The organism is Sphingomonas paucimobilis NBRC 13935 (assembly GCF_000739895.2).
Lineage (GTDB): Bacteria > Pseudomonadota > Alphaproteobacteria > Sphingomonadales > Sphingomonadaceae > Sphingomonas > Sphingomonas paucimobilis.
Map to the genome: position 1 here is coordinate 1 of NZ_BBJS01000026.1, position 24237 is coordinate 24237.

Annotated in this window: 25 protein-coding genes; 12 read left to right on the top strand and 13 right to left on the bottom strand. The window is 66.4% G+C overall.

Annotation, left to right across the window (positions count from 1 at the left end; all coding sequences use genetic code 11):
* Positions 1 to 77: 77 nt before the first annotated feature.
* From SP6_RS09095 to SP6_RS09105, 3 genes are read right to left on the bottom strand one after another with little or no spacing between them, the layout of a single operon-like run.
* Positions 78 to 1820 (bottom strand): heparinase II/III family protein, encoded by a 1743-nt coding sequence (locus SP6_RS09095; RefSeq protein ID WP_037570169.1) that lies wholly within the window; start codon positions 1818 to 1820, stop codon positions 78 to 80.
* A 5-nt stretch (positions 1821 to 1825) separates the two neighbouring features.
* Positions 1826 to 2482 (bottom strand): ribulose-phosphate 3-epimerase, encoded by a 657-nt coding sequence (gene rpe / locus SP6_RS09100; RefSeq protein WP_037570171.1) that lies wholly within the window; start codon positions 2480 to 2482, stop codon positions 1826 to 1828.
* Between the two features lie 33 nt (positions 2483 to 2515).
* The gene (locus tag SP6_RS09105) at positions 2516 to 3859 is read right to left on the bottom strand and encodes an RsmB/NOP family class I SAM-dependent RNA methyltransferase (protein ID WP_007407045.1); all 1344 of its coding nucleotides are present in this window, start codon (positions 3857 to 3859) and stop codon (positions 2516 to 2518) included.
* A gap of 66 nt (positions 3860 to 3925) precedes the next feature.
* On the opposite strand from SP6_RS09105, the gene SP6_RS20385 reads away from it, so the two are divergent.
* A complete protein-coding gene (locus SP6_RS20385) occupies positions 3926 to 4087 on the top strand; it encodes a DUF1674 domain-containing protein (protein ID WP_007407029.1) in 162 nt (53 codons plus the stop codon).
* Between the two features lie 148 nt (positions 4088 to 4235).
* Here SP6_RS20385 and argB read toward each other — a convergent pair whose 3' ends face one another.
* The gene (gene argB / locus SP6_RS09110) at positions 4236 to 5135 is read right to left on the bottom strand and encodes an acetylglutamate kinase (RefSeq protein WP_007407035.1); all 900 of its coding nucleotides are present in this window, start codon (positions 5133 to 5135) and stop codon (positions 4236 to 4238) included.
* A 59-nt stretch (positions 5136 to 5194) separates the two neighbouring features.
* A complete protein-coding gene (locus SP6_RS09115; RefSeq protein ID WP_007407027.1) occupies positions 5195 to 5848 on the bottom strand; it encodes a queuosine precursor transporter in 654 nt (217 codons plus the stop codon).
* Positions 5849 to 6059: 211 nt separating this feature from the next.
* Here SP6_RS09115 and SP6_RS09120 point away from each other — a divergent pair, with 211 nt between their 5' ends.
* Complete coding sequence (locus tag SP6_RS09120; protein ID WP_007407041.1) at positions 6060 to 7469, top strand: M20/M25/M40 family metallo-hydrolase; 1410 nt, start codon at positions 6060 to 6062, stop codon at positions 7467 to 7469.
* A gap of 41 nt (positions 7470 to 7510) precedes the next feature.
* Here the strand turns inward: SP6_RS09120 and SP6_RS09125 are convergent, their stop codons facing one another.
* Positions 7511 to 8269 carry an EAL domain-containing protein gene (locus SP6_RS09125; protein ID WP_007407025.1) on the bottom strand — a complete coding sequence of 253 codons (759 nt, stop codon included), beginning with the start codon at positions 8267 to 8269 and terminating at the stop codon, positions 7511 to 7513.
* 181 nt (positions 8270 to 8450) lie between these two features.
* Between SP6_RS09125 and SP6_RS09130 the strand changes: the two genes are divergently transcribed.
* Positions 8451 to 8777 (top strand): hypothetical protein, encoded by a 327-nt coding sequence (locus SP6_RS09130; protein WP_007407040.1) that lies wholly within the window; start codon positions 8451 to 8453, stop codon positions 8775 to 8777.
* Positions 8778 to 8858: 81 nt separating this feature from the next.
* On the opposite strand, the gene rpoZ is transcribed toward SP6_RS09130, so the two are convergent.
* Positions 8859 to 9203 carry a DNA-directed RNA polymerase subunit omega gene (rpoZ, locus tag SP6_RS09135; RefSeq protein ID WP_007407028.1) on the bottom strand — a complete coding sequence of 115 codons (345 nt, stop codon included), beginning with the start codon at positions 9201 to 9203 and terminating at the stop codon, positions 8859 to 8861.
* A 186-nt stretch (positions 9204 to 9389) separates the two neighbouring features.
* Here rpoZ and SP6_RS09140 point away from each other — a divergent pair, with 186 nt between their 5' ends.
* Positions 9390 to 10535, top strand: a complete 1146-nt coding sequence (locus SP6_RS09140; RefSeq protein ID WP_007407042.1) for a phospholipase D-like domain-containing protein — start codon at positions 9390 to 9392, stop codon at positions 10533 to 10535.
* 26 nt (positions 10536 to 10561) lie between these two features.
* Here the strand turns inward: SP6_RS09140 and SP6_RS09145 are convergent, their stop codons facing one another.
* Complete coding sequence (locus tag SP6_RS09145; RefSeq protein ID WP_007407033.1) at positions 10562 to 11176, bottom strand: class I SAM-dependent methyltransferase; 615 nt, start codon at positions 11174 to 11176, stop codon at positions 10562 to 10564.
* Between the two features lie 146 nt (positions 11177 to 11322).
* Between SP6_RS09145 and SP6_RS09150 the strand changes: the two genes are divergently transcribed.
* Complete coding sequence (locus SP6_RS09150; protein WP_007407046.1) at positions 11323 to 11637, top strand: antibiotic biosynthesis monooxygenase family protein; 315 nt, start codon at positions 11323 to 11325, stop codon at positions 11635 to 11637.
* 87 nt (positions 11638 to 11724) lie between these two features.
* Here the strand turns inward: SP6_RS09150 and SP6_RS09155 are convergent, their stop codons facing one another.
* Positions 11725 to 14016: a CDC48 family AAA ATPase gene (locus tag SP6_RS09155; RefSeq protein ID WP_007407036.1), complete on the bottom strand. Its 2292-nt coding sequence runs from the start codon at positions 14014 to 14016 to the stop codon at positions 11725 to 11727.
* A 262-nt stretch (positions 14017 to 14278) separates the two neighbouring features.
* Between SP6_RS09155 and SP6_RS09160 the strand changes: the two genes are divergently transcribed.
* Positions 14279 to 15169 carry a LysR substrate-binding domain-containing protein gene (locus SP6_RS09160; protein WP_037570174.1) on the top strand — a complete coding sequence of 297 codons (891 nt, stop codon included), beginning with the start codon at positions 14279 to 14281 and terminating at the stop codon, positions 15167 to 15169.
* A gap of 94 nt (positions 15170 to 15263) precedes the next feature.
* Here the strand turns inward: SP6_RS09160 and rpmG are convergent, their stop codons facing one another.
* The gene (gene rpmG, locus SP6_RS09165) at positions 15264 to 15431 is read right to left on the bottom strand and encodes a 50S ribosomal protein L33 (RefSeq protein ID WP_007407030.1); all 168 of its coding nucleotides are present in this window, start codon (positions 15429 to 15431) and stop codon (positions 15264 to 15266) included.
* A 207-nt stretch (positions 15432 to 15638) separates the two neighbouring features.
* Here rpmG and SP6_RS09170 point away from each other — a divergent pair, with 207 nt between their 5' ends.
* The 3 genes from SP6_RS09170 to SP6_RS09180 all read left to right on the top strand — a co-directional run bounded on the left by SP6_RS09170 (position 15639) and on the right by SP6_RS09180 (position 17145).
* The gene (locus SP6_RS09170) at positions 15639 to 15977 is read left to right on the top strand and encodes a hypothetical protein (protein ID WP_037570177.1); all 339 of its coding nucleotides are present in this window, start codon (positions 15639 to 15641) and stop codon (positions 15975 to 15977) included.
* A gap of 12 nt (positions 15978 to 15989) precedes the next feature.
* Positions 15990 to 16547: a TMEM165/GDT1 family protein gene (locus SP6_RS09175; protein ID WP_158005340.1), complete on the top strand. Its 558-nt coding sequence runs from the start codon at positions 15990 to 15992 to the stop codon at positions 16545 to 16547.
* 100 nt (positions 16548 to 16647) lie between these two features.
* Positions 16648 to 17145 carry a Dps family protein gene (locus SP6_RS09180; RefSeq protein WP_042468886.1) on the top strand — a complete coding sequence of 166 codons (498 nt, stop codon included), beginning with the start codon at positions 16648 to 16650 and terminating at the stop codon, positions 17143 to 17145.
* Between the two features lie 91 nt (positions 17146 to 17236).
* Here the strand turns inward: SP6_RS09180 and SP6_RS09185 are convergent, their stop codons facing one another.
* The gene (locus SP6_RS09185; RefSeq protein WP_197913062.1) at positions 17237 to 17587 is read right to left on the bottom strand and encodes a hypothetical protein; all 351 of its coding nucleotides are present in this window, start codon (positions 17585 to 17587) and stop codon (positions 17237 to 17239) included.
* Between the two features lie 86 nt (positions 17588 to 17673).
* On the opposite strand from SP6_RS09185, the gene SP6_RS09190 reads away from it, so the two are divergent.
* Both SP6_RS09190 and SP6_RS09195 read left to right on the top strand, forming a co-directional pair.
* Positions 17674 to 17859: a DUF1328 domain-containing protein gene (locus SP6_RS09190; RefSeq protein ID WP_007407044.1), complete on the top strand. Its 186-nt coding sequence runs from the start codon at positions 17674 to 17676 to the stop codon at positions 17857 to 17859.
* A 7-nt stretch (positions 17860 to 17866) separates the two neighbouring features.
* A complete protein-coding gene (locus SP6_RS09195) occupies positions 17867 to 19459 on the top strand; it encodes a cisplatin damage response ATP-dependent DNA ligase (RefSeq protein WP_007407038.1) in 1593 nt (530 codons plus the stop codon).
* A 135-nt stretch (positions 19460 to 19594) separates the two neighbouring features.
* On the opposite strand, the gene murA is transcribed toward SP6_RS09195, so the two are convergent.
* Positions 19595 to 20875, bottom strand: coding sequence for a UDP-N-acetylglucosamine 1-carboxyvinyltransferase (gene murA / locus SP6_RS09200; protein WP_007407034.1), 1281 nt, complete (start codon positions 20873 to 20875; stop codon positions 19595 to 19597).
* A 203-nt stretch (positions 20876 to 21078) separates the two neighbouring features.
* Here murA and SP6_RS09205 point away from each other — a divergent pair, with 203 nt between their 5' ends.
* Positions 21079 to 21813, top strand: coding sequence for a Crp/Fnr family transcriptional regulator (locus SP6_RS09205; protein WP_232254010.1), 735 nt, complete (start codon positions 21079 to 21081; stop codon positions 21811 to 21813).
* A 150-nt stretch (positions 21814 to 21963) separates the two neighbouring features.
* On the opposite strand, the gene katG is transcribed toward SP6_RS09205, so the two are convergent.
* Positions 21964 to 24225 (bottom strand): catalase/peroxidase HPI, encoded by a 2262-nt coding sequence (gene katG, locus SP6_RS09210; RefSeq protein ID WP_007405955.1) that lies wholly within the window; start codon positions 24223 to 24225, stop codon positions 21964 to 21966.
* Between the last annotated feature and the right edge of the window lie 12 nt (positions 24226 to 24237).

Sequence of the window (24237 nt, forward strand, 5' to 3'; positions counted from 1 at the left end):
CCCTTGCAGGGGAGGAATTTGATAGTTCGACTGGGCCCCGGCCTTCGCCGGGGCGGGCGCTCTTTGCGCTGATGCGCTCAGAGCGCCCGCTTGAACGCCCAGCTGACATGCGCACCACCGGCCGGAGTCTCGCCGATCACGACGAGCTGCTGGGTCGCGACCGGACGGCCGGTGCCGTCGATCCACAGCGACTCCTCGATCGCCAGCACACCGCCGCGGCAGCGGAACTGCCACAGCGCGCCGTCGTCGAGGCGCAGGATCGCCTGGCCGCTCTCGGCGGTCACCATCGCCTCCACGCCGTCGCCGAGATGGAAACGCAGCGCGAAGCTCGTGCTGCCCGCCTGCCGCTTGCGCCCCTGCGGCAACAGCGCATCCTCGCCGCGCAACTCGCGGCCGTCGCCGGTCAGCAGCAACTGGCGACGATGGGTGAAGCCGTAACGGCGGACATAGCCGTCATGGCTCGCCTCGATGCGGCTGGCGGCGTCCGATTCCTGGCGGCTGAGCTCCACCTCTGCGACGCCGCGCCCCAGCGTGCCGTCGGCATGGATGGCAGTGGAGTTGCTGTCGCCCAGCGTCAGCGTCGAATGCGCCGCCGTGGTGCGCAGGCCGTGCGCGAGGCTGGCGGGCACCTGCGCCACGGTCGCACGCGCGCCGCCGCAATTGACGACGATCCGCTGCGCGCCGTCGGAGAATTCGAAGGCCAGGGTCGAGGCGCATCCGCCCTCGATCGCCCGCGCGATCGGCGGGGGGGCGGCGTCCATGACCAGCACCGCCTGCGCCGCCGCCAGCCTTTGATAGCCCCAGTCGCCGGCCTGGCGTAGCGGCCGGGTGCGCACACCCGACGCCTCGATGACGGCGGCGATCTTCTCGGGCGTCTCGGGTCCCGATCCCTGCCAGCTCGACAGCGCGCGGTCGCCGTGCATGACGCCGAGCAGCGCCGAAATCATCTTCTGAAGCCGCGCCTGGAAATGCTCCGGAAACACCAGCCCGCGCGCGTCATAGACTTCACGCATCATGGTCAACAGCATGACCGCGTCGAGCTGTACCGAAGGGCTGCGCGCGATGACGCCGCCGTCCCCGAACAGCCCGGTGTCCAGCGCGCGGTTCAGTCCGGCCTCGCCAAAGGCCTGGCGCGGATCGCCCCCTGCCAGCAACAGTCCCGCCGCGACCACGCCGCACCAGGCGGCAATGCGCGCCACGCCCGCAGGCGCCTTGTCCGCACCGCGATCGAGATGCCGCGCGCCCCGTGCCAGCGTGTTGAGCACCCGCGAGCGATAGACCAGGTCGGTCGAGGACAGGATCAACGGCGCATGCGCGGTCCAGAACAGGATGCGCCGGCCCCATAGATCGGGCCGCCACGCCGTCGCATCGACCGTCTCGGCAAAGGCATCGAGCCAGCGGCCCATCAGATATTCGGCGATCGGCGCGCCTTGCGCCCGCGTCGCCACGGTCGATAGGTCACGCAACCACGCAAAGCTGTGCAGATGATCGGCAAAACCGGTCGACCAGTCGGGATGGGCGAAATCGATCGACTCGACCCCGCGCTCCTCGCCACGCCAGTCGAGCACGCCTCCGAGCAACGCATGGCCGCGCTCCATATCACCGAGGATCGGGTCCTCGGGCACCGCCATCAGCTTCAAGGGGTGACGCCCCTTCAGCCGCAGCGAATGCAGCGGGGTGCGCCAGGTCAGCCGGTGGAGATGCTCGCTCAACCGGTCGGCGAGCGACAGGCCCCCGGTGCTGACGCGGACGAGCCTTTTGCCTTCCTCGATGCTGTCGGCGCCCTGCGCGGTCGCGCCACCATCCGTCGCTTCGCGCATCAGGGTCAACCGCGCAGGGCGGCGATGTTGGCGGTGTATTGCGATGGACCGCCCCGGAAGGCCGCCGTCCCCGCGACCAGGGCGTCCGCTCCGGCCTCGATACAGCGCTTGGCCCAGTGCGGATCAACACCGCCATCGACCTCCAGATCGATGGCGCGTCCGCTATGCTCGATCATCTTGCGGATCGCCGAAATCTTCTTGAGCTGGCTTTCGATGAAGCTCTGTCCGCCAAAGCCGGGATTCACGCTCATCACCAGGACCAGGTCGACCATGTCGATCAGATAGTCGAGCATCTTGGCGGGCGTGGCCGGGTTCAAGACAACGCCGGCCCGCTTGCCCAATCCCTTGATATGCTGGATCGTGCGATGGATGTGCGGCCCCGCCTCCGGGTGGACGGTGATCGTGTCCGCCCCTGCCTCGGCAAAGGCGTCCAGATAGGCATCGATCGGCGAGATCATCAGATGCACGTCGAACGGCTTGGCGGTGTGCGGGCGCAGCGCCTTCACCACCGCCGGGCCGATGGTGATGTTGGGCACGAAATGCCCGTCCATCACATCGATGTGGATCCAGTCGGCGCCGGCGGCGTCGATGGCCCGAACTTCTTCGCCTAAGCGGGCGAAATCGGCGGACAGGATGGAGGGAGCGATACGCACGGGAAGCATGGTTGTGGCCTGTACCCCGATATCGCGCCCAAGTCAGCCTTTGCGTTGCAACATCGCGATGAAGAAACCGTCGAGCCGCCCCTCCTTTGCGAGGAGCGTGGGCAGCGTGCGGATCGTACCCTCGGCGGTCAGGCCGGGCCAGTCGCCGGTGATGGGCACGAGCGCGTAATCGGGGCGTTCGGCCAGGAAGCTTTCGATCTGACGCTCACCCTCTTCGGGCTCCAGCGAGCAGGTGGCATAGACCATTTTCCCGCCGGGCTTCAGCCAGTTGGCGGCGCGGGTCAGGATCACGCGCTGCAATTCCGCCATCTCGGCGATGATTGCCGGGCGGACGCGGTAGAGCACGTCGGGGTGGCGGCGGAAGATGCCGCTGGCGCTGCACGGCGCGTCGACCAAGATCGCGTCAGCGGCTTCCTTGGGTTCCCATTCGCGCAGGTCGGCCGTCACCACCTCGGCCGACTGGTTGGTGCGCTCCAGATTCTCGGCGAGCCGGGCGAGTCGCGACTCGGACTGGTCGATCGCGGTGACCGTCCAACCGGCGGCGGCCAACTGCAACGTCTTGCCTCCCGGCGCGGCGCACAGGTCGAGGACATGGCCCCTGCCCTCGCCCAACAAGCGCGCGGGGATCGAGGCGGCGAGGTCCTGCACCCACCAGGCGCCTTCGTCGAAGCCCTGCAACTCCATAACCGAGTTGCCCGAGGGCAAACGGACATGGCCGGGCAGCAGGCTGATCCCGCCCAGCTTTTCCGCCCATTCCCCGGTCGCAGCCGGATCGGCCAGCGTCAGGTCGAGCGGCGGGGGTGCCGCGATGGCATGGGCGGCGGCCTCGACCATCTCCTCGCCCCAATTTTCTTCCCAGCGGGCTTCGGTCGCCTCCGGCAGTGCGGGAATTTCGGGGAGCAGCACGCCGCTCTTGGTGATGGTGCTGAACACGCCGTGGACCAGCTTGCGCGGGCCGCCATCGACCAGCGGCAGCACGGTCGCGATCGCGGCATGCGGCGGCGTGCCCAGCGCCAGCACCTGAACGAGCGCGATACGCAGGGCAAAGCGCGCCTTGGCATCATCGGGCAGCCGCTGCTTGGTCGCCGAGTCGATCAGTGCGTCGAGATCGGGCAGGCGGCGCAGCGTCTCCGCCGCGATGGCATGGGCAAGTCCGCGATCCGGCCCCCCCGACAACGCCCGCGTCGCCGAGGCGAGCGCCGCCTCCAGCGGCTCGCCCCGGCGCAGCACCGCGTCGAGCAGGCGGATGGCGGCGCGGCGGGTGGCGGTGCCCAGCGGCTCGGAGGGGCGCTGCGGTCCCCCGCGCCGATCACCGCCCTTGGGGGCGCCGCGCCGATCGGGACGGCCACGGGTCGGCGATTGGGGAGGACGTGTCACTTGGCAAAACTCCTGTCAGCCCCGACATGGGCTGCAATCATCGCCCTTTAGTCGAAAGGACCGCCCATGGGCCAGCGCCCCGACCATGTGAAACCGCCCGCCTATCTGTCGCAGAACCCGCCGGTGCCGCAGCCCGAGGCCAAGCCCGAGCCGCAGGAGGACCCGTTGGGGAAGAATCCGGTGCGCTATGGCGATTGGGAATTGAAGGGGATCGCGGTCGATTTCTAACCGCTTTCCGTTTTCTTGGTGGGCGGTGGGGCGTGGGCTTCGACTTCGCTCAGCCTGAACGGGTGCTTGTATAACGCCCTATCCCCCAAACTCCCTTCAGCCTGAGCGAAGTCGAAGGCCACGCCCCAACCTCGCCTCAGACCAAAAGCTACCGGCGGACGAGCGTACCCGCACCCTGCTTGGTGAAGATCTCCAGGAGCATCCCATGCGGCACGCGCCCATCCAGGATCACCGCCGCATCCACCCCGGCCTCGACCGCGGAGACGCAGGTGTCCAGCTTGGGGATCATCCCGCCCGAGATCGTCCCGTCGGCGCGCAGTTCCGCGATCCGCGCCGGGTTCAGGTCGGTCATCAACTCGCCCTGCTTGTCCAGCACGCCCGCGACATCGGTCAGCAGGAAGAAGCGCGACGCACCCAGTCGCGCGGCGATCGCGCCCGCCATGGTGTCGGCGTTGATGTTATAGGTGTGCCCGTCCAGCCCGATACCGACCGGCGCGATCACGGGGATGATGCCGTCGGCGCACAGGCTTTCGATCAGGCGCGGGTCGACCGACACCGGCTCGCCGACGAAGCCCAGATCGACATGGCGCTCGATGCCCTTCAGCGGATCGGCCTCGCGACCCTGCACCTTCTCGGCGATGACCAGGCCGGCATCCTTGCCCGAGATGCCGACCGCGCGGCCCCCGGCGGCGGCGATCCAGCTGACGATTTCCTTGTTGATCGATCCCGCCAGAACCATCTCGGCGATCTGCGCCGTTTCCTTGTCGGTGACGCGCAGGCCGTTGACGAACTGCGACTCGACGCCCAGCCGCTTGAGCATCGCGCCGATCTGCGGCCCGCCGCCGTGGACAACTACCGGATTGATGCCGACCGCCTTCAGGAGGACCATGTCCTCGGCGAAGTCGCGCTGCCGCTCGGGAGCGCCCATGGCGTGGCCGCCATATTTCACCACGAAGGTCTTGCCCGCGTAACGCTGGAGATAGGGCAACGCCTCGGTCAGCGTCTCGGCCTTGGCGAGCAGGGCGGCGTCGGGATCGTGGTTGGTCATCCCCGCCCTTTATCGCGGGGCGGCGGCGGGGAAAACCGGCAATATGTCCGGTGTCGAGGTCAGGCCCGGTCCAGCTTGCGCCCCAACCCCACGAACACATAGATCAGCGGCGGGATCAGTATGGCGGACAGCGCGACTTTGGCGATCATCTGGCCCACGATCAGCGGGCCGATCGGAAACTCGCCGTAAAAGGCGATGGTCACGAACAGCAGCGTGTCGACGATCTGGCTGAGCATGCTGGCGATCGCCGCGCGCAGCCAGAGGAGCTTGCCGCCCTCCCTGCCCTTCAGCGCGGCGAAGATGGTGACGTTCAGCGTCTGCGACACGCCGTAAGCGACGATACCGCCCAGCCAGATCCGCCAGGTGGACCCCAGCACCAGCTGGATCGCGTCGCGATTGGCCGGGACCATCTCGGGCGAGGCGGGCAGCGAATAGACGATGAAGGACAGCGCCAGCGACACCAGCAACGGCACGAAGCCCACCCGCACCAGCCGCCCGGCGACCTGCGGCCCATGCAGTTCGGCGACCGCGCTCGACGTCACGACCAGCAGCAGGAAGGCGAAGATCCCCGCCTCCACCGCCAGCGGCCCCAGCGCCACCTGCTTGTTGCCCAGCACGCCCGCGATACACACCATGCCGCCGTAGAAGATCGACAGCGCGAACAGCGAGGGCGAGATCAGGCGGGGGCGAGCGGCAATGTCGGGCTGGTCCATCGGCGACTGCTAGCGCGAAAACGGTCCGGGGCAAAGGATTAGGCGCGTTTCCTGCCGCTCGCGGGTATGGCCTGCGGCCATGCCCCTCCACCATCCTTCGGATGGTCCCCCTCCCCAAGGGCGTGGTGGAGGGGCATCACCGCCAACGACTTGCGCGCACCGTCCCGACACGCTCTATTCCCCGCCGACACGGGAAAAAGAGGGGGATCATATGCGGTTGGCAAAATGGCTCGGCGGGGTGGCCGCAGCACTGGCGATTCCCGGGGCGATACTGCCCGGCCTCGCGGCGGCACAGTATCGGCCCGACCAGAAGGCGTTCTTCGACCTCTACAAACAGCTAATCGAGACCAACACCGCGCTGTCGGTGGGCAGCTGTACCCAGGCCGCGTCGCAGATCGCCGACCGGCTGAAGACGGCGGGCTATAGCGACGCCGACATCACCCTGTTCTCGGTGCCCGACCATCCCAAGGACGGTGGCATCGTCGCGGTCCTGCCCGGCACCGACAAGAGGCTGAAGCCGATGCTGCTGCTCGGCCATCTCGACGTGGTCGAGGCCAAGCGCGAGGACTGGACCCGCGATCCGTTCAAGCTGATCGAGGAAGGCGGCTATTATTACGGTCGCGGCACTGTCGACGACAAGGCGATGAGCGCGGTCTGGGCCGATACCATGATCCGCCTGAAGAAGACGCCGCCCAAGCGCACGATCAAGATGGCGCTGACCTGTGGCGAGGAGACGACCTTCGCCTTCAACGGCGCGGAATGGCTGGCCAAGAACAAGCCCGATCTGATCGCCGCCGAGTTCGTCCTGAACGAGGGCGGCGGCGGTCGGCTCGACGACCAAGGACAGCGGCAGCTGCTGGCGGTACAGGTCGGCGAGAAGGCGGCGCAGAACTACACCTTCCTGGCCACCAACCCCGGCGGCCACAGCTCGCAACCGACGCCGGAAAACGCGATCTATGAGCTCGCCGATGCGGTGAAGGCGGTGCAGGGTTACGAATTTCCCGTCATCCTGACCGATACGACCCGCGCCTTCCTGACCGCGACCGCACAGCGCGTCGGCGGCCAGCTGGGCGATGCGATCACCCGGTTGCTCGCCGATCCGACCGACAAGGCGGCCGATGCGATCGTCAGCCGCGACAAGGCGCTGCACTCCACGCTGCGCACCACCTGCGTCGCGACGCTGCTGCAGGCCGGCCATGCCGAAAACGCCCTGCCCCAGCGCGCGACCGCCAATATCAACTGCCGCATCTTTCCCGGCGAGACGGTCGAGGGGACGCTGGCGAAGCTGAAGGCATTGGCGGGGCCCAAGATCACCGTCACCGCCAACCAGCCGGTGCGCCCGACCGCGATCCCGCCCAAGCTGGACCCGAAGATCATCGGCCCGATGAAGGCGGTCGCGGCCAAGCACTTCCCCGGCGTCGCGATGGTGCCGATGATGTCGACCGGCGCGACCGACGGCATCTTCTTCCAGGCGATCGGCATCCCCGTCTACGGCGCGCCGGGCATCTTCATCGAGAAGGATATGTCGGGCATCCACGGCCTGAACGAGCGGATTCCGGTCAAGTCGCTCTATGACGGGCGCGACTATCTCTACGATCTGGTGCGAGCCTACGCCTATTGAGGGATACTGGGTGGTGCCGAGGACGGCGCCACCCATCCTGTTCAGCCGGCCAGTGCCTCCGCCCGAATCTGCGGCAGGCGTTCGAGTTCGGGCCGGGCATACCAGTAGCCCTGGTGATAGCGGACACCCAAGTCGTTCAGCACCGCCGCTTCGGCCGCGGTCTCAATGCCCTCGGCGATCAGCAGCGTGTCGAGTTCCTGGCACATGCCCACCATCGACCGCACGATGGCGCGACGACGCGCATTGGTGTCGATGTCGCGGATCAGGTCCATATCGAGCTTGATCTCGTCGGGCACGAAGCGCGCGAACATGTCGAGGCCCGAATGCCCGGCACCGAAATCGTCGATCGCGACCGAAAAGCCGATCTGCTTATAGGTATCGATGATGCCCGTGACATGCTCGGGCGAGCCCATTTCCTCATTCTCGGTGAATTCGAAGATCAGCCGGTCGACCGGCATGGCCACCGCCTGCGCCGTGCGCATGGTCAATTGGATACAGGCCATCGGCGAATAGACGGCATTGGGCAGGAAGTTGATCGACAGCCGCGCATCCGATTCCATCAGCCCGGCCGCCATGGCACTTTCGATCGCCTTGACCCGGCACGCCTGATCGAAGGAGTAGCGGTTTTCGTCGGTCACGCGCGACAGAACGCCGAACGCGCCCGAGCCGTCGGCCCCCCGGACCAGCGCCTCATAGGCAAAGGGCCGACCGGTCCGGGTATCGACGATCGGCTGGAACGCCATCGCAAACGGGATGTCGAAATCGATACCGTCCCGGCACCCGCTGCAGATTTTGCGCATTTCCATACCCTCAGCTTGCCCGAGATTGGTTAAGCGCCCGTCAAGACCGGAGGATGGGCCGATGACCTTCCTCCGCCAAGGCCAAGCTGCCTGCGCGATGAACATGCCAGCCACCGACGGTTCAGACGAGAACGCGCAGCTTCCTGGTCACCGGGAGCCAGATTGCATTGGAATATGGGTCATGAAGACGCTGAAGACAGGCATAATGCTCGCCCTGGCCGGCGGGGCGATGGTGGCGGCAACGGCGGCCGAGGCGCAGGACTGGCGCTATGACGATTACATGGCGCATCGCGCCGGGCGCGGAGCCGAAATCCACGCCTATCAGGCCGGACGCGACCAGCGCGCCGCCGATACCGCGGCCTATTATGGCGATTACCGCGCCGCCGACGCCTATGCCCATGCCGCCGCGGTTCGGCGGGCCGAGGCACGACGCGACGCCCGCTTTGCCCGGCATGAGCGACATGCCGCACGCTGGGATTATTGGCATGGCGGAGGCTGGGGTTACTGACCGCGAGTCCGCCGCATAGCAAAAGGGCCGGTGCGAGCGTTCGCACCGGCCCTTTTCATATCCTGTTACCGGAACGGCGGATCAGCCGTCGTAATCGGCACCCAGATTCTGGTTGCGCGGCGGGGCAGCGGCAGTCAGACGCAGCGCCTCGGCAGAGGCCTGCAGGCTGCCGACATCGTCCGCCTCGTCCTCGTCGTCGATCTGGACGCGCTGCAGGCTGTTGACGACAGCTTCTTCCAGATGAGTCGGACGAACGGTTTCCTCGGCGATCTCGCGCAGAGCGACGACCGGATTTTTATCGCGATCGCGATCGACGGTCAGATCCGCGCCGCCCGAAATCTGACGGGCCCGCTGCGCCGCGAACAGCACCAGATCGAAACGGTTGGGAACCTTGTCGACGCAATCCTCGACGGTGACGCGCGCCATGCGTGTGTCCTTCGCAAATAATGCTGGGATGAAAGCAGGCCGCCTAGCAGCAAAGCCGCCCCAAGTCAAAAGCCATGGCCGGTGCAACGCGCCTGTCACCTCGACCGTTACGTTTTCGACAGAATCATTCGCCGGAGAACCCGCATCATTTCCGCCCCCTCGCCTCCCGAACAACCCCTATTCCAGGTGGACGGGCATCGGCTAACCCTGCTCGACACGGGACCGCGACGGCTGGAGGCGTTGCTGGCGCTGATCGGGGGGGCGCGGGAGAGCCTGCGCATCCTCTATTATATCTATGCCGACGATGCGACCGGGCGGCGGGTGCGCGACGCGATGATCGCCGCCACCCGGCGCGGGGTGGCGGTAACGGTGATCGTCGACGGCTTCGGCGCGGGCGCGGACGAGGAATTCTTTCGCCCGCTGGTCGAGGCGGGGGCGCGGCTGTCCCGGTTCGAGCCGCGGTTCGGTCGCCGCTACCTCCTGCGCAATCACCAGAAGCTGGCACTCGCCGATGCCGGGCGCGATCCCCGGATCATCATCGGCGGTTTCAATATCGAGGATGATTATTTCGGCACCCCCGCCGATCAGAGCTGGCGCGACCTGGGGCTGCTGCTCGAAGGACCGGCGGCGGCGCGTATGGCGGGCTATTTCGATGCGCTGTTCGCCTGGACGGAAAATCCCAAGGGTCGGCTGCGCGACCTGAACCGCGCGCTGGCGCATTGGAGCGAGTCGACGGGACGGCTGCGCTGGCTGATCGGCGGGCCGACGCGGCGGCTATCGCCGTGGGCTCGCACGGTGCGCGACGATATGCGACGCGGGCGGCGGATCGACGTGATCGCCGCCTATTTCACCCCCAGCCCCACCATGCTGCGCCGGCTGGATCGCGCCGGACGCCGCGACGCCGAGGTGCGGATCGTGACCGCCGGCAAATCCGACAATGAGGCAACGATCGCGGCGGCGCGCTTCACCTATGCCGGGTTGCTGCGCAAGGGGGTACGCATCTTCGAATATCAGCTGACCAAGCTGCACACGAAATTATATGTGATCGACGATGCGGTGCATGTCGGCTCGGCCAATTTCGATATGCGCAGCCTGTTCGTGAATCTGGAGCTGATGCTCCGGATCAAGGATATCGCCTTCGCCGCGCATGTCCGCGCCTATATCGATGGCGAGGTTGCGCGGTCGGAGGCGATCACGCCGGAATGGTATAAGCGCCATACCGGCTGGTTCCAGCGGCTGCGCCAGTTCGCGGCCTATCTGCTGATCGCGGTGATCGATCCGTCGGTGTCGCGGGGACTCAATTTCGGGATCGAGTCGCCCGACGGCGATTGATCCTCCCCGGCACGGGGAGGATTGTTTCAGTCCTTCCAGGCCCAGTAAAGCTGCGCCGGCGGCACGTTCCACCATTCCATGTCATGATCAATATTGTCCCAGTGCGGAACCAGGAAGTCCTTCACCTTGGGGCTGAACTGATAGACCAGGAAGGCGCCACCGGGGCGCAGCACGGCATGCGTGCCTTGCGCGATCGCCGGGCCGACGCCGGGCGGCAGGGTCGAGAAAGGAAGACCCGACAGGACATAGTCGGCATGGTCGAAGCCATGGTCGCGCACGATCTTCTGCACGTCCGCCGCCGATCCGTTCACCGCCTTGAAGCGCGAATCGATGATGGTGTGGCGCAGATAATCGCAGAAATCGGCATTGGTATCGATCGCGATCAGCATCGCGTCGGGCGCCATCCGCTCCAGGATCGGCCTGCAGAAGGTGCCGACGCCCGGGCCATATTCGACGAACAGCTTGGTGTTGGCCCAATCGACGGGCGCGAGCATCTTGCGGATCAGCTTGCCCGACGACGGAATGATCGAGCCGACCATCACCGGATGCTTCAGGAACTGCTGAAAGAACATCTGGCCGGGCGATGGATAACCCGTGGCGTCGGTGCGGGACTTGCGCGCGGCGGTGGTCGAGCTGGGCATCGAGTTCCTGTCGTTCGTGATCCCCGCGAGGAGGACGCGCGAGGGAAACCCCCTCGTCGCACAGGTGCCGAACGACTTTCAAGCTATTGGGTTGCGCGCAAGGGGTGCATTCCGTCGCAAAGCGGACAGGTGCAAGGGGGCGGATAATGGATCGAACGGGGCAGATTGCGGTAATTTTCGTGTCGCAACGGACAGATAGCGATCCGGCGGGCTATGCCGGGGCGGCCGAGACGATGGCGGCCCTCGCTGCGCGGCAACCGGGCTATTGCGGCGTCGACAGTGCGCGCGGCGCGGACGGGTTGGGGATCACCGTCAGTTGGTGGGCCGACGAGGCGAGCGCGCTGGCCTGGCGCGCGCATCCGGACCATGCCGCGATCCGCAACCAGGGCCGGGCGGATTGGTATTCCGCGTATGAGGTCGCGGTAGCGGCGGTCGGGCGCAGTTATCGGTGGAAAGCGTAAGCCTTCCCGTGAAGATGGGGGCCTTTCCCCACCGGCGGCCTGCCGATCGAGAAAGGCCCGAGAGTCCCCAGGGCGACGGATCGGGCGTTACGGCTGCTTGTCGCCGCGCGGCGTCAGCATCCCCGGTGCGATGAAGCCGATCGGCTGGATCGCCGCCGCTTCCTGCTTCAGCTTGGCCGCGATCTGTTCGTAATCGCGCTCCATCTCCGGGGTGACGCTCGCCCGCGCCTCGGTCAGCGCTTCGTCGAACGCCGCCATATCGACCTCGCTCGCCCCGATCGAGCGGCGCAGCGCGATCAGGCCCGCGCGGCGCACCACATCGCCCAGATCCGCGCCGGTGAAGCGGTCGGTGCGTGCCGCCACATCGTCCAGATCGACATCCGCCGCGAGCGGCATCTTGGCGGTGTGGATGCCCAAGATTCGCCGACGCCCCGCCTTGTCGGGCACGCCGACATAGATGAGCTCGTCGAACCGCCCCGGCCGGAGCAGTGCGGGGTCGACCAGATTGGGCCGGTTGGTCGCGCCGATGACGACGACCGACTGAAGCTCCTCCAACCCATCCATCTCGGCGAGGATGGTGTTGACCACCCGCTCGATCACCTGCGGCTCGCCCAGCCCGCCACCGCGCGCGGGCACCAGCGAATCGAGTTCGTCGATGAAGATCACCGTCGGCGCCACCTGCCGCGCCCGCTGGAACAGCCGGGTGATCTGCTGCTCGCTCTCGCCATACCATTTGGAGAGCAGGTCACTCGACTTGGTGGCGATGAAATTCGCCTCCGCCTCGCGCGCGACCGCCTTGGCGAGTAGCGTCTTGCCGGTGCCGGGCGGGCCATAGAGCAGGAAACCCTTGGCCGGCCGAATGCCTAGGCGCCGGAAGGCATCCGGGTCCTTGAGCGGCAGTTCGACGCCTTCCTTCAGCTTCATCTGCGCGGTGTCGAGCCCGCCGACATCCTCCCAGCGAACGGTCGGCGCCTGCACCATCACCTCGCGCATCGCCGAGGGCTGGACGCGCTTCAACGCCTCCATGAAGTCCTCGCGCGTCACCGACAGCGTGTCGAGCACTTCAGCGGGGATCGTCCGCTCTTCCAGATTGAGGCGCGGCATGATCCGCCGCACCGCCTCGATCGCCGCCTCACGGGTCAGCGCGGCCAGATCGGCGCCGACGAAACCGAAGGTCGTCCGCGCCAGCTCGGCCAGATCGACCTTGTCTCCCAAAGGCATACCACGTGTATGAATGCCCAGAATCTCACGCCGCCCGCGCTCGTCGGGGACGCCGACCACGATTTCGCGGTCGAACCGGCCCGGCCGCCGCAGCGCCTCGTCGATCGCCTCGGGGCGGTTGGTGGCGGCGATGATGACGAGATTCGCGCGCGCTTCCAGCCCGTCCATCAGGGTGAGGAGCTGCGCGACCAAGCGCTTTTCCGCTTCGCCCTGCACCCGGTCGCGTTTTGGGGCGATCGAGTCGATCTCGTCGATGAAGACGATCGAGGGGGCGGACTTGGTCGCCTCCTCGAAGATCTCGCGCAGGCGCTGTTCGGACTCGCCATAGGCCGAGCCCATGATCTCCGGCCCGTTGATCAGGAAGAATTGCGCATCCGACTCGTTGGCCACAGCACGGGCGAGCCGCGTCTTGCCCGTACCGGGCGGGCCATGGAGCAGCACGCCCTTGGGCGGCTCGACGCCCAGCCGCTCGAACAATTCGGGATAACGCAGCGGCAGTTCGACCATCTCGCGCAACTGGTCGATGGTCGAGGCCATGCCGCCGATATCGTCATAGGTGACATCGGCGCGCCGGGCTTCGCGCGGTTCCTCATATTCGGGGCGCAACTCGACCTCGGTATTTTCATCGATATGGACCACACCCTTGGGGCTGGCCGCCACGACCGCGAGGCGGATTTCCTGCAATGCATAGGCCGGCGCGTTCATGAACTGCGCGACGCCCGGCGGCATGTTGGTGACGCGCTGTTGCCCGGCGGTCGCCACCACGTCGCCCTGACAGAGCGGACGATTGAAGAAGGTCCGCTTCAACGCCTGCGCCGAACCTTGGAGCCGCAGATTCTGCTGGGCGGGTGCGAACACCACGCGAGTCGCAGGTTTCGATTCGACGCGCCGCACCTCGACGAAATCGCCCGAGCCGACCCCGGCATTGGCCCGCTGCAACCCGTCGATACGCAGCAGGTCGAGGCCTTCATCTTCCGGATAGGGCGCGACGGCGCGCGCCGGGGTCGCCTGTTTGCCGACGATCTCGACGACATCGCCCTCGGTAATGCCCAGTGCCGCCATCAGCGTGCGCGGAAGATGGGCCAGGCCGCGCCCGGAATCCTCGGGGCGGCTGTTCGCCACCTGTATCTTGCGGGTCGGCGCGTCGCTGTCGGCCATGATCGTCCCTTGCCCAGTATCTGAAACACGAAAGCGCGGGACTTGGGGGCGGGTTCCTGCCCGTGAAAGGGCGGACCGCCGAATGGAGACAAAAAAAAGGGCCGATCGAAACGACCAGCCCGTAAAAGTTTTTAGGAGAGGATGCCTGAAAGGCCCGTTCCTTTTGCGTCGCAGCACGCTATGTTGCAAGTGCGAAAAGCTTGGCTATGATTGCACTTTATGCAATCCTCTGGCCCAGAGGGTATCAAACGACAGGTGTGAGATGCGCAGGCTCCCCCCTTTGGGTGCGATCGAAGCCTTCGTCCAGGTGGTGCGCCTGGGCTCCATCAAGGCGGCCGCCGAGGAACTGGCGCTGTCCGCGCCCGCCCTCAGCCGGCGGGTGCAGACGCTGGAGCGTTTCGTCGGCAAGCCGCTGTTCGCCCGGCGCCATCAGGCGATGGTGCCCAATGAGGACGGCCAGACGCTGATGGAACAGATCGCGCCGCTGCTCGACCAATTGTCCGATGCGGTAGAGGCGATGACCAGCGGGCAGGAGGTGTTGCGGCTGCGGCTCGGCGTGCTGCCACTCTATGCGGCGCAGCGACTGTTCCCGCATATGGGGCTGCTGCGTGCGGCGCATCCCGAACTGCATCTCGACATCGATACCGCCGGGCATGGCATCGCGCGGCTGGGCGAAGGGCTGGACGCGGTCATTGCGCTGGGCCGCGACATCGACCCCTCGCTCTATGCCAAGCGGCTGGATTTCAACAAAGTCTATGTCATCGGCTCGAAGCGGCTGATCGAGGGCCCCCATCCCCTACTCCGCCCCGAACAGATGAACGGCATGACTGCGCTGCTGCACCGCGAAATGCCCGATGCCTTCACCGCCTGGTGCCAGGCGGCGGGGCTGACCAACATCAAGCCCAAGGCGATCGACTTTTTCGACTCGGGTGGCCTGATGCTGGAGGCCGCCGCGCAGGGGCTGGGCGTCGCCTTCATGCATGCCAGCCATTTCGAACATGCGCAGGACCCGCGTCTGGTCCGCCTGTTCGATATCGAGGTGGACAGCCCGTACAGCCACTGGTTCGTCTGCCGCCCGCGCGCACTCCAGCAGAAGTCGGTGAAGCTGTTCCACGACTGGCTGATTCGCACGCTTTATCCGGCGGCGGCCTAAGTTCGTCCCAACGACAAAAAGCCGCGCGTCCATGGGGACGGCGGCTTCACGCCTTCAAGCCTTTACGGGGCGACCCGAAGGTCGCCGCCCGCAATTACTTGATCTTGGCTTCCTTGAATTCGACATGCTTGCGCACGACCGGGTCGTACTTGTTGAAGCTCAGCTTCTCGGTCTTGGTGCGCGGGTTCTTCTTGGTGACGTAAAAGAAGCCGGTATCAGCCGAGCTGACGAGCTTGATCTTGACGGTGGTCGGCTTGGCCATGACCTGGTTCCTGTATGCGTGAAAAAGCGAAAGCGGCAGCCGGAGCCGCCGCTATATAAGGGCCGCGCATGGCCCAATGGCGCGCGCGAGTCAAGTATGACGCCCCATTTAAGCCGCTCTTTACGCGGAAGAGCGTAGCGTTACACCCCCGCGCAGAGCGGGGCGTCCGGCATGAAGGCCGAACGGGAACGCCATGGGACGAAGCCAATGGGTGCAAGCGAATCGGGAGGGGGACGCGAATCGGCGTCCGACATTCGGGCCGAGCTCTGGGCGCGAATCGCCGCGCTGGACGTGAGCGTTCCCTATGCCGCCGCCACCGACCTGGCGGGGGAGGTGGAGACGATTCGCCGGATCGCCCATGCCCATGGCCTGACCCCCGCCGTCACCGTCACCCATTTCATCGAGCGGGCGCTGGCACGGGGTCAGGGCATGCCACCAGTTCATGGCTGGCTCGCCATGCTGACCGATGCGGTGGCGAGCGAGCGACAGGATTATGAGGCCGCCGACCGCTTCGCCACGGCCTGTTCGCTGCGACTGGCGGGCTGAATGGATGCGCTGATGACTGCCCTGGTCGTCACGCTGTTCGCACATGCGGGCGGGCGATTGGCGGTCCTCGCCGCCCAGACGGTCGATCAAACCGGCCGGCCGGGTGCGGTGATCCTGGGCATCGTCATCGCCCAATTGGCGATCGCGGCCTTGGCGGTCCAGCTCGGCACGGTGCTCGGCCCCGGCCTGACGCCGGAGGGACGGACGCTGTTGCTCGGACTGGCGATTGCGGGCGCCGGCATCGGCATGCTCGGGCGGCTTCCCCAGCGCGGTTCGCCTTATGGGTTACCCCAGTTGGGGGCGATGGGCACCGCGCTGCTGGGCGGCGCCGTGCTGATGCTCGTCGATTCGCCCGCTTTCGTCATCGCAGTGGCCGCCGCTAGGTCGCCTTTGCCTTGGGCTGCGCTGCCCGGCGCGGTGATCGGGACGGCGGGCGCGACCCTGCCCGCCATCCTGCTGGGTGAGCGGGCATGGCGGCGTCTGCCGCTACGGCTGATCCGGACGGGGGCGGGCGTGGTGATGCTGCTGGCCGGCCTCATCATCGCCTTGGCGGCAAAGGGCTTGATCTAGGCTATCGATCACTCTGCCAAGGCTTTTGCGCATGGATTTGCGGGAGCAATTGGGCCATCGGTTCGTTCACGCAACGATCCAGACAGCGGGAGCCAAGTCCATGTCCGATATCAATCCGGCGCTCGATACGCCGACCGATCTGAACCGCAACGCGACCGCCAGCGTCGCCGACGCGCTCAACGGCGCGCTGGCCGATTGCTATGCGCTGTACCTGAAGACCAAGAATTTCCACTGGCACGTCTCGGGCCCCCATTTCCGCGACTATCACCTGATGCTCGACGATCAGGCGACGCAGATCCTGGGCGTGACCGACGCGATCGCCGAGCGCGTGCGCAAGACCGGCAATGTCACGCTGCGCTCGATCGGCGACATCGCCCGCCGCCAGACCATCGTCGACAATGACCGCGAATTCGTGCCAGCCGCCGACATGCTGGTCGAGTTGCGCGACGACAATCTGAAGCTCGTCGAACGCTTCCGCACCGTCAAGGACGCCGCCGAAGAGGCCAAGGACAATGCCACCAGCGGCATCGTCGACGAATGGACCGACCAGGCTGAAGAGCGCGCCTGGTTCCTGTTCGAGGCTGGTCGCAAGGGCTAATCGCCGAACCACGCCCATAAAAAAGGCCCCGAGCGGAAGCCGGGGCCTTTTTTGTGTCAGAGCGCCATCGGCCGAACGGACAGCTACCGGGTCAAAAAATCCCGACCGCGCCGTCCAGCCAGATCAGCGTCACGACCGAGAGCGCCGCGCCGATGGCCAACAGGCGCTGACGGGGCCGGCGGAACCAACGCAATACCAGTTCGACAGAGAGGCCGAGCCCGCCGAGAAGCAGGGCGCCGGCCGCGAAGTCATAGGGCGTCCAGCGGACTTCGTCAGTGAACTGCATGGCGATCAGCGGCGCCGTCAGGAGCAGCGCCAACACGCCCCAGAGAAGAAGATGCCGGGGAGCCGGCATGACGCGATGATCGTGGCGTGTCGGTGTCATGCAACCCTGCCCTGTCAGACCGCGCCCCTTGTACCGCAGCGCGCCGACGATCGACAAGAGAGACTCTGGTCCGCACGGGCCGGCCATCGGAACACCGACCCTCCCCGCCGGTTAAGCCCTTATCAGGTCAGGAGGATTGCCCCATGCTCAAGCTCGCCATCACATTTCTCGTCGTCGGCCTTATTCTCGGCGCGCTCGGTTTCGGCGGGATCGGCGGTGCGTTCGTCGGCATCGCCAAGATCCTGTTTTTCATCGCGATCGCGCTGTTCGTGATCTTCCTCGTGCTCGGGCTGGTCGCGGGCAAGTCGGTGAAGAACGCGATCGACTGATCCGCCGATGCGCGACTTTGCCGCGCTGCTCGACGCGTTGATCTACACGCGGTCGCGCAACGCCAAGCTGAAGCTGGTCGCGGACTATCTCGCCGCCACGCCCGATCCCGACCGGGGTTGGGCGATGGCGGCGTTGACGGGCGATCTCGACTTGCCCGGCGTCAAGCCTGCGCTGATTCGCGCGTTGATCGAACAGCAGGTCGATCCCGTGCTATTCCGCATGAGCCGCGATTATGTCGGCGACACGGCGGAGACGGTCGCGCTGCTCTGGCCCGCCCCCAACCGTCCCCTTGATTCCGAACCGCTGTCGGTCAGCGCGGTGGTGGAGCGGTTGCGCCACCTCTCCCGCTCCGACGCGCCCGCCGTTCTGGCCGATATGCTCGACCGGATGACGGCGGAGGAGCGGTTCGCGCTGCTCAAGATGGCCACCGGCGGCTTGCGCATCGGCCTGTCGGCGCGGCTCGCCAAGACCGCTTTCGCGCAAGCTTTCGGGCTGGATGTGGAGGCGGTGGAGGAAGTCTGGCACGGCCTCACCCCACCCTATGCCGAACTTTTCGCCTGGGGTGAGGGCGCGGGCGCGCAGCCGACGCCCGCCGATGTACCGGTCTTCCGCCCCTTCATGCTTGCCCATCCGCTGGAGGATTTGCGGGTCGACCTGACCGACTATGCCGCCGAATGGAAATGGGACGGCATCCGGGTGCAGATCGTCCATGTCGCCGGACAGACCCGGCTCTACAGCCGCACCGGCGACGACGTGACCCACGCCTTTCCCGATGTCGCCAGCGCCTTCGACGCAATCGGGGCGGTCGATGGTGAATTGCTGGTCAAGGGCGAGCATCAGGGCGGTACGCTGGAGGATGGCGGGGGTGCCGCCAGCTTCAACGCGTTGCAACAAAGGCTGGGGCGCAAGACGGTGTCGGCCAGGATGCTGGCCGACTATCCCGCCTTCGTCCGGCTCTACGACATTCTCGTCGACGGGACCGAGGATGTCCGCGCCCTCCCCTGGACGGAGCGGCGCCAGCGGCTGGAGGCGTTCGCCACCCGGCTCGACCCCGATCGCTTCGACGTCAGCGCGGTGATCGAGGCAGACGATTTCACTGCGCTGGAAGCCCTGCGCGCCACCGCGCGTGATGCCGCGATCGAGGGGATGATGCTCAAGCGCCGCGATTCGCCCTATAGCGGCGGGCGGCGCGTCGGCCTGTGGTACAAATGGAAGCGCGATCCGCTGACCGCCGATTGCGTGATGATGTATGCACAGCGCGGCAATGGCCGGCGGTCGAGCTATTATAGCGATTATACCTTCGGCTGCTGGACCGAGGATGGCGAGTTACTCCCCGTCGGCAAGGCGTATTCCGGGATCACCGACGAAGAGTTGCGGCAACTCGACCGTTTCGTGCGGGCGCATACCGTCCAGCGCTTCGGACCGGTGCGCGAGGTGGAAAAGACACTGGTGCTGGAGATCGCGTTCGATTCGATTCACGAATCGAAGCGACACAAATCCGGGGTCGCGATGCGCTTCCCCCGCATCGCGCGCATCCGCACCGACAAGCCGGCGGCCGAGGCCGACCGGGTGGAGACGCTGCGGCGGTTGGTGACGTAGGGAACTCTATTCCTCCCCTGCAAGGGGAGGGGGACCATCCGAAGGATGGTGGAGGGGTGTCGCGCTCTCGATAGCGGGACACCCCTCCGTCAGCGCTATGCGCTGCCACCTCCCCTTACAGGGGAGGAAATGGGTTTAGTCCCCGACGCGCTCGATATCGGCACCTACCGCCGACAGCTTTTCCTCCAGCCGCTCATAACCGCGGTCGAGGTGATAGACGCGGCTCACCGACGTCTCGCCCTCGGCGGCGAGACCCGCCAGGATCAGGCTCATCGAGGCGCGCAGGTCGGTCGCCATTACCGGCGCGCCGGTCAGCTTCTCCACGCCCTTGACCATCGCGGTCCGGCCATGGACCTGAATGTCCGCACCCATCCGCGCCAACTCGGGCACGTGCATGTAGCGGTTCTCGAAGATCGTCTCGGTCAGCGTGCTGGTGCCCTCGGCCTTGCACAGCATCGCCATGAACTGCGCCTGCATGTCGGTCGCGAAGCCTGGGAAGGGCGCGGTCGACAGGTTCAGCGGCTGCAGCGGACCATGGGCGGTGACGCGGATCGAGTCGCGGCTCTCCTCTACCGTCACGCCAGCCTGGGTCAGCGCGGCAAGCGTCGCGCGCATATCCTCGGCACAGGCGCCGACCAGTTCCAGATCGCCACCGGTGATCGCGGCGGCACAGGCATAGGAGCCCGCCTCGATCCGGTCGGGCATCACCGAATAGGTGGCGCCGTGCAGCCGATCGACACCCTCGATGGTCAGCGTTTCGGTACCCACGCCGTCGATCCGCGCGCCCATCGCGATCAGCAGGCGGCACAGGTCGACGATCTCGGGCTCGCGCGCGGCATTGCCCAGCACGGTCGTGCCCTTGGCAGTGACCGCGGCCATCAGCGCATTCTCGGTCGCGCCGACCGACACCACCGGGAAGGTATAGCGCCCGCCCGACAGGCGCCCGCCCGGCGCGCTGGCCTTGACGTAACCGGCGGTCAGTTCGATCTCGGCGCCGATCGCTTCGAGCGCCTTCAGGTGAAGATCGATCGGGCGGTTGCCGATCGCGCAGCCGCCGGGCAGCGACACCCGCGCCTCGCCCGCACGCGCCAAAATGGGGCCGAGCACCAGGATCGACGCGCGCATCTTGCGCACGATGTCGTATGGCGCCTCGGTCGAGAAGAGCTGGCCCGCACGGATCGTCATGACCCGGCCGAAATCCTCGGGCCGCGTGCCCTCGACCCGCGTCGAAGCGCCGATCTGGTTGAGCAGATGGCCGAAGCCGTCGACATCGGCGAGGCGCGGCAGGTTGCGCAGCGTCACCGGCTCGTCGGTCAGGATCGCGCAGGGCATCAGGGTGAGCGCGGCGTTCTTCGCGCCCGAGATTTTCAGGCGGCCCGACAGCCGGTTGCCGCCGCGAATGAGGATACGGTCCATAGACCGGCCCTCCTAGCGGACGCATGCGCCACCGCCAAGGGTCGTGCATGCTTTTGGCCCGGCGATCGGGTGACGCCGTGCCGCCATCGGGATCGATCGCGAAAGCCGACGATCGCGCCAGCCGAGGGCCGGTTGATCGATATTAATGCAACGACGTGTCTTCCATGGCTAAGGCACTTGTCCGCTGGGAAAATGGAGTGTCAGTGTCAAAAAGCGGACTTGCGGATCGCCTCCACAAATGGATCGCCCTGACCCCGGCCGAGCGACAGACGCTGGCCCGGTTCGAGGAACGGCCCCGGTCGCTACGACGTGGCGCGGTGCTGATCGACGAGCATTCACGGAATGACGAACTGTTCGTGGTCCAGCAAGGCACGCTGATGTGCTATGTGCTGCTCGACGATGGCAGCCGGCAGATCGTGCGCTTCCTGTTCCCCGGCGACCTGTTCGCCCTGTCGGCGCTGGTCTATGGCCGCTCGCTCGATACGATCGTGGCGGTGACCAACTCGGTCGTCTGCGCCTTTGAGCGGACTCAGATGGCGCGGCTGGCGGAGGAGCATCCGCGGCTGATGAGCCTGCTTCTGGTGCTCAACCAGATCGAGCGGGTGATCACCACCGATCGGCTGGCGGGACTGGGTCGCACCTCGGCGCGCGAGCGGGTGGCGACGCTGTTGCTGTCGCTGCGCGGCCAGATGCGCCAAGCCGGGGTGGAGGTCGGCGATTCCTTCGCGCTGGGGCTGACCCAGGAGGAAATGGGCGATGCGATCGGGCTGACCGCGGTTCATGTGAACCGGATGCTGCGCCAGTTGGAGGAAGAAGGCCTGATCGCGCGCAACAGCGGCCGCGTCCAGTTGCTCGACGAACCCCGGCTGGTGCGCGAGGCGCGCTATGTCGACCGGTTCGACGGGCTGGACCTGAGCTGGTTGCCCGAGGGGCGGTGACGCGGGACTAACGCCCCCTCGCCCAGCGCCGCATCGCCGCAATCTCTCGGCGGCAGAGCGGACAAGCGCCGTCATACCAGACCTTCACTTGGGCCATCGCCATCTCCGCCGGCCGTCGGGGCGATCCGATCCGGACCGCCCCTGTTGCCGTCAGAACAGATCGGCGGTCATCACCTTGGTCCACACCCGCACGAAGTCGCGGACCATGCGCGGCTGCGCATCCTCGGCGGCGTAGAATTCGGCGATGTTGCGCAGTTGCGAATTGGCGCCGAAGATCAGGTCGTTGCGCGTCGCGGTGAACCGCGTCTCGCCGCTGTCGCGGTCATCGAGCGTGAAGCGCAGGCCGGCCTCATCCTGCTTGGTCCAGACATAGTCCATGCTGGTCAGCACGCGGAAGAAGTCGTTGCTGAGCACCCCAACCCGGTCGGTGAACAGGCCCGCCTCGCTCTCGTCCCAATTCGCACCCAAGGCGCGCAGACCGCCGGTCAGCACCACCCATTCGGGCGCGCTGAGCTTGAGCAGCGCCGCCTTGTCGAGGAACAGTTCCTCGGGCGCGACGCGGCCCGCCGTCACCTCGGCGAACTGATCATCGACATAGTTACGGAAGCCATCGACCACCGGCTTGAGCCATTCGAAGCTGTCGGCATCGGTCAATTCATCGGTCGTGTCACGACGCCCGGCGGTGAAGGGCACGTCCTGCGCCAAGCCCGCATCCGCCGCCGCCTTCTCGACCGCCGCCGTGCCGCCCAGCACGATCAGGTCGGCGAGCGACACGCGCTTGCCGCCGGCCGCACCCTGGTTGAACGCATCCATGATCTCGCGGAGCTTGGCGATGACGGGAACGGTGCGACGGTTGACCGCCCAATCCTTTTGCGGGGCAAGCGCCAGCCGCGCGCCATTGGCGCCACCGCGCTTGTCGCTATCGCGATAGGTGACGGCGGCCGAGAAAGCGGTGAAGACCAGGTCCGACACCGACAGGCCGCTGCCCAGAAGCTGCTGCTTCAACTGTGCGATGTCGGCCGCGTCGATCAGTTCGTAGTCGCGCTCGGGAATCGGATCCTGCCACAACAGGTCCGGCTCGATCGTGACCTCGGGGCCGACATAGCGCTCGCGCGGGCCCATGTCGCGGTGGGTCAGCTTGTACCAGGCCTTGGAGAATTGCTCGGTGAAATAGTCAAAGTCGTTCAGGAACCGCTCGCAGATCGGGCGATAGACGGGATCGACCTTCAGCGCGATGTCGCTGGTCATCATCATCAGTGCATGGCTCTTGCCCGCGATATGCGCATCCGGCGTGCGCGGCGCGTCGGCATTGACCGGCGTCCATTGCAGCGCGCCCGCCGGGCTGCGTGTCTGCTCCCATTCCAGGCCCAGCAGATTTTCGAGATAGCTGTTATCCCACTGGGTCGGGTTCTGGGTCCAGCTCCCCTCGATGCCGTTGGTCATGGTGAACTCGGCATTGCCGGTGCCTTCGGGATTGTGCCAGCCCAGGCCCATTTCCTCGATGGCCGCGATTTCCGGCGGCGCGCCGATCCGGTCGGCCTTCACCATGCCATGGCTCTTGCCGAAGGCATGGCCGCCGGCGATCAGCGCCACCGTCTCCTCATCGTTCATCGCCATACGGGTGAAGGTGATGCGGATGTCGCGCGCCGAGGCCATCGGATCGCCGCTGGCATAGGGGCCTTCCGGGTTCACATAGATGAGCGACTGGTGCGAGGCGGCCAGCGGTTGTTCCAGATCATAATCGGCATCGCCATTCTGGCCGCGCCAGCGCTTGTCGCGATTGACCATCTCGTCGAACGAATCGACCTTGGTCATGTCGAAGACTTCAGGGCCCCAATAGGTCGCGTCATCGGCCTCCCAGGCATCCTCGCGCCCGCCGCCGAAACCATAGGTCGGCAGCCCCATGATCTCGAGCGAGCAATTGCCGGTCAGGACGATCAGGTCCGCCCAGGACAGCGCGGCACCGTATTTCTGCTTGATCGGCCAGAGCAGGCGACGCGACTTGTCGACATTGCCATTGTCCCACCAGCTATTGATCGGCGCGAAACGCTGCATCGCCTCGCCAGCACCACCGCGCCCGTCGGCGATGCGATAGCTGCCCGCCGAGTGCCACGACATGCGGATCATCTGCGGCCCGTAATTGCCATAGTCGGAGGGCCACCAGGCGACCGAGCTGGTCAAGAAGCGCTTGATCTCGGCCTTCAGCTCTTGAAGGTCGATCTTGGCGAATGCGGCGCGATAATCGAAGTCTTCGCCGAGCGGATTGGCCTGCGGCCCATGGCGGTGAAGCTGTTCGACGCGCAGCCGGTTCGGGTACCATTCGGTCAAGGTCGGCGGCGTGGTGAAGGCCCCGCCGATCCGGTCGCCGCCAAAGGGGCATTTGCCTTCGAGTACCGTCTTATAGTCTTCCATGCCTTCGCCTCA

Coding starts and splice junctions, on each gene's coding strand:
- SP6_RS09095 (WP_037570169.1), bottom strand. CDS start 1,820: ATGCGCGAAGCGACGGATGGTGGCGCGACCGCGCAGGGCGCCGACAGC.
- rpe (WP_037570171.1), bottom strand. CDS start 2,482: ATGCTTCCCGTGCGTATCGCTCCCTCCATCCTGTCCGCCGATTTCGCC.
- SP6_RS20385 (WP_007407029.1), top strand. CDS start 3,926: ATGGGCCAGCGCCCCGACCATGTGAAACCGCCCGCCTATCTGTCGCAG.
- argB (WP_007407035.1), bottom strand. CDS start 5,135: ATGACCAACCACGATCCCGACGCCGCCCTGCTCGCCAAGGCCGAGACG.
- SP6_RS09115 (WP_007407027.1), bottom strand. CDS start 5,848: ATGGACCAGCCCGACATTGCCGCTCGCCCCCGCCTGATCTCGCCCTCG.
- SP6_RS09120 (WP_007407041.1), top strand. CDS start 6,060: ATGCGGTTGGCAAAATGGCTCGGCGGGGTGGCCGCAGCACTGGCGATT.
- SP6_RS09125 (WP_007407025.1), bottom strand. CDS start 8,269: ATGCGCAAAATCTGCAGCGGGTGCCGGGACGGTATCGATTTCGACATC.
- SP6_RS09130 (WP_007407040.1), top strand. CDS start 8,451: ATGAAGACGCTGAAGACAGGCATAATGCTCGCCCTGGCCGGCGGGGCG.
- rpoZ (WP_007407028.1), bottom strand. CDS start 9,203: ATGGCGCGCGTCACCGTCGAGGATTGCGTCGACAAGGTTCCCAACCGT.
- SP6_RS09145 (WP_007407033.1), bottom strand. CDS start 11,176: ATGCCCAGCTCGACCACCGCCGCGCGCAAGTCCCGCACCGACGCCACG.
- SP6_RS09150 (WP_007407046.1), top strand. CDS start 11,323: ATGGATCGAACGGGGCAGATTGCGGTAATTTTCGTGTCGCAACGGACA.
- SP6_RS09155 (WP_007407036.1), bottom strand. CDS start 14,016: ATGGCCGACAGCGACGCGCCGACCCGCAAGATACAGGTGGCGAACAGC.
- SP6_RS09160 (WP_037570174.1), top strand. CDS start 14,279: ATGCGCAGGCTCCCCCCTTTGGGTGCGATCGAAGCCTTCGTCCAGGTG.
- rpmG (WP_007407030.1), bottom strand. CDS start 15,431: ATGGCCAAGCCGACCACCGTCAAGATCAAGCTCGTCAGCTCGGCTGAT.
- SP6_RS09170 (WP_037570177.1), top strand. CDS start 15,639: ATGGGTGCAAGCGAATCGGGAGGGGGACGCGAATCGGCGTCCGACATT.
- SP6_RS09175 (WP_158005340.1), top strand. CDS start 15,990: ATGACTGCCCTGGTCGTCACGCTGTTCGCACATGCGGGCGGGCGATTG.
- SP6_RS09180 (WP_042468886.1), top strand. CDS start 16,648: ATGTCCGATATCAATCCGGCGCTCGATACGCCGACCGATCTGAACCGC.
- SP6_RS09190 (WP_007407044.1), top strand. CDS start 17,674: ATGCTCAAGCTCGCCATCACATTTCTCGTCGTCGGCCTTATTCTCGGC.
- SP6_RS09195 (WP_007407038.1), top strand. CDS start 17,867: ATGCGCGACTTTGCCGCGCTGCTCGACGCGTTGATCTACACGCGGTCG.
- murA (WP_007407034.1), bottom strand. CDS start 20,875: ATGGACCGTATCCTCATTCGCGGCGGCAACCGGCTGTCGGGCCGCCTG.
- katG (WP_007405955.1), bottom strand. CDS start 24,225: ATGGAAGACTATAAGACGGTACTCGAAGGCAAATGCCCCTTTGGCGGC.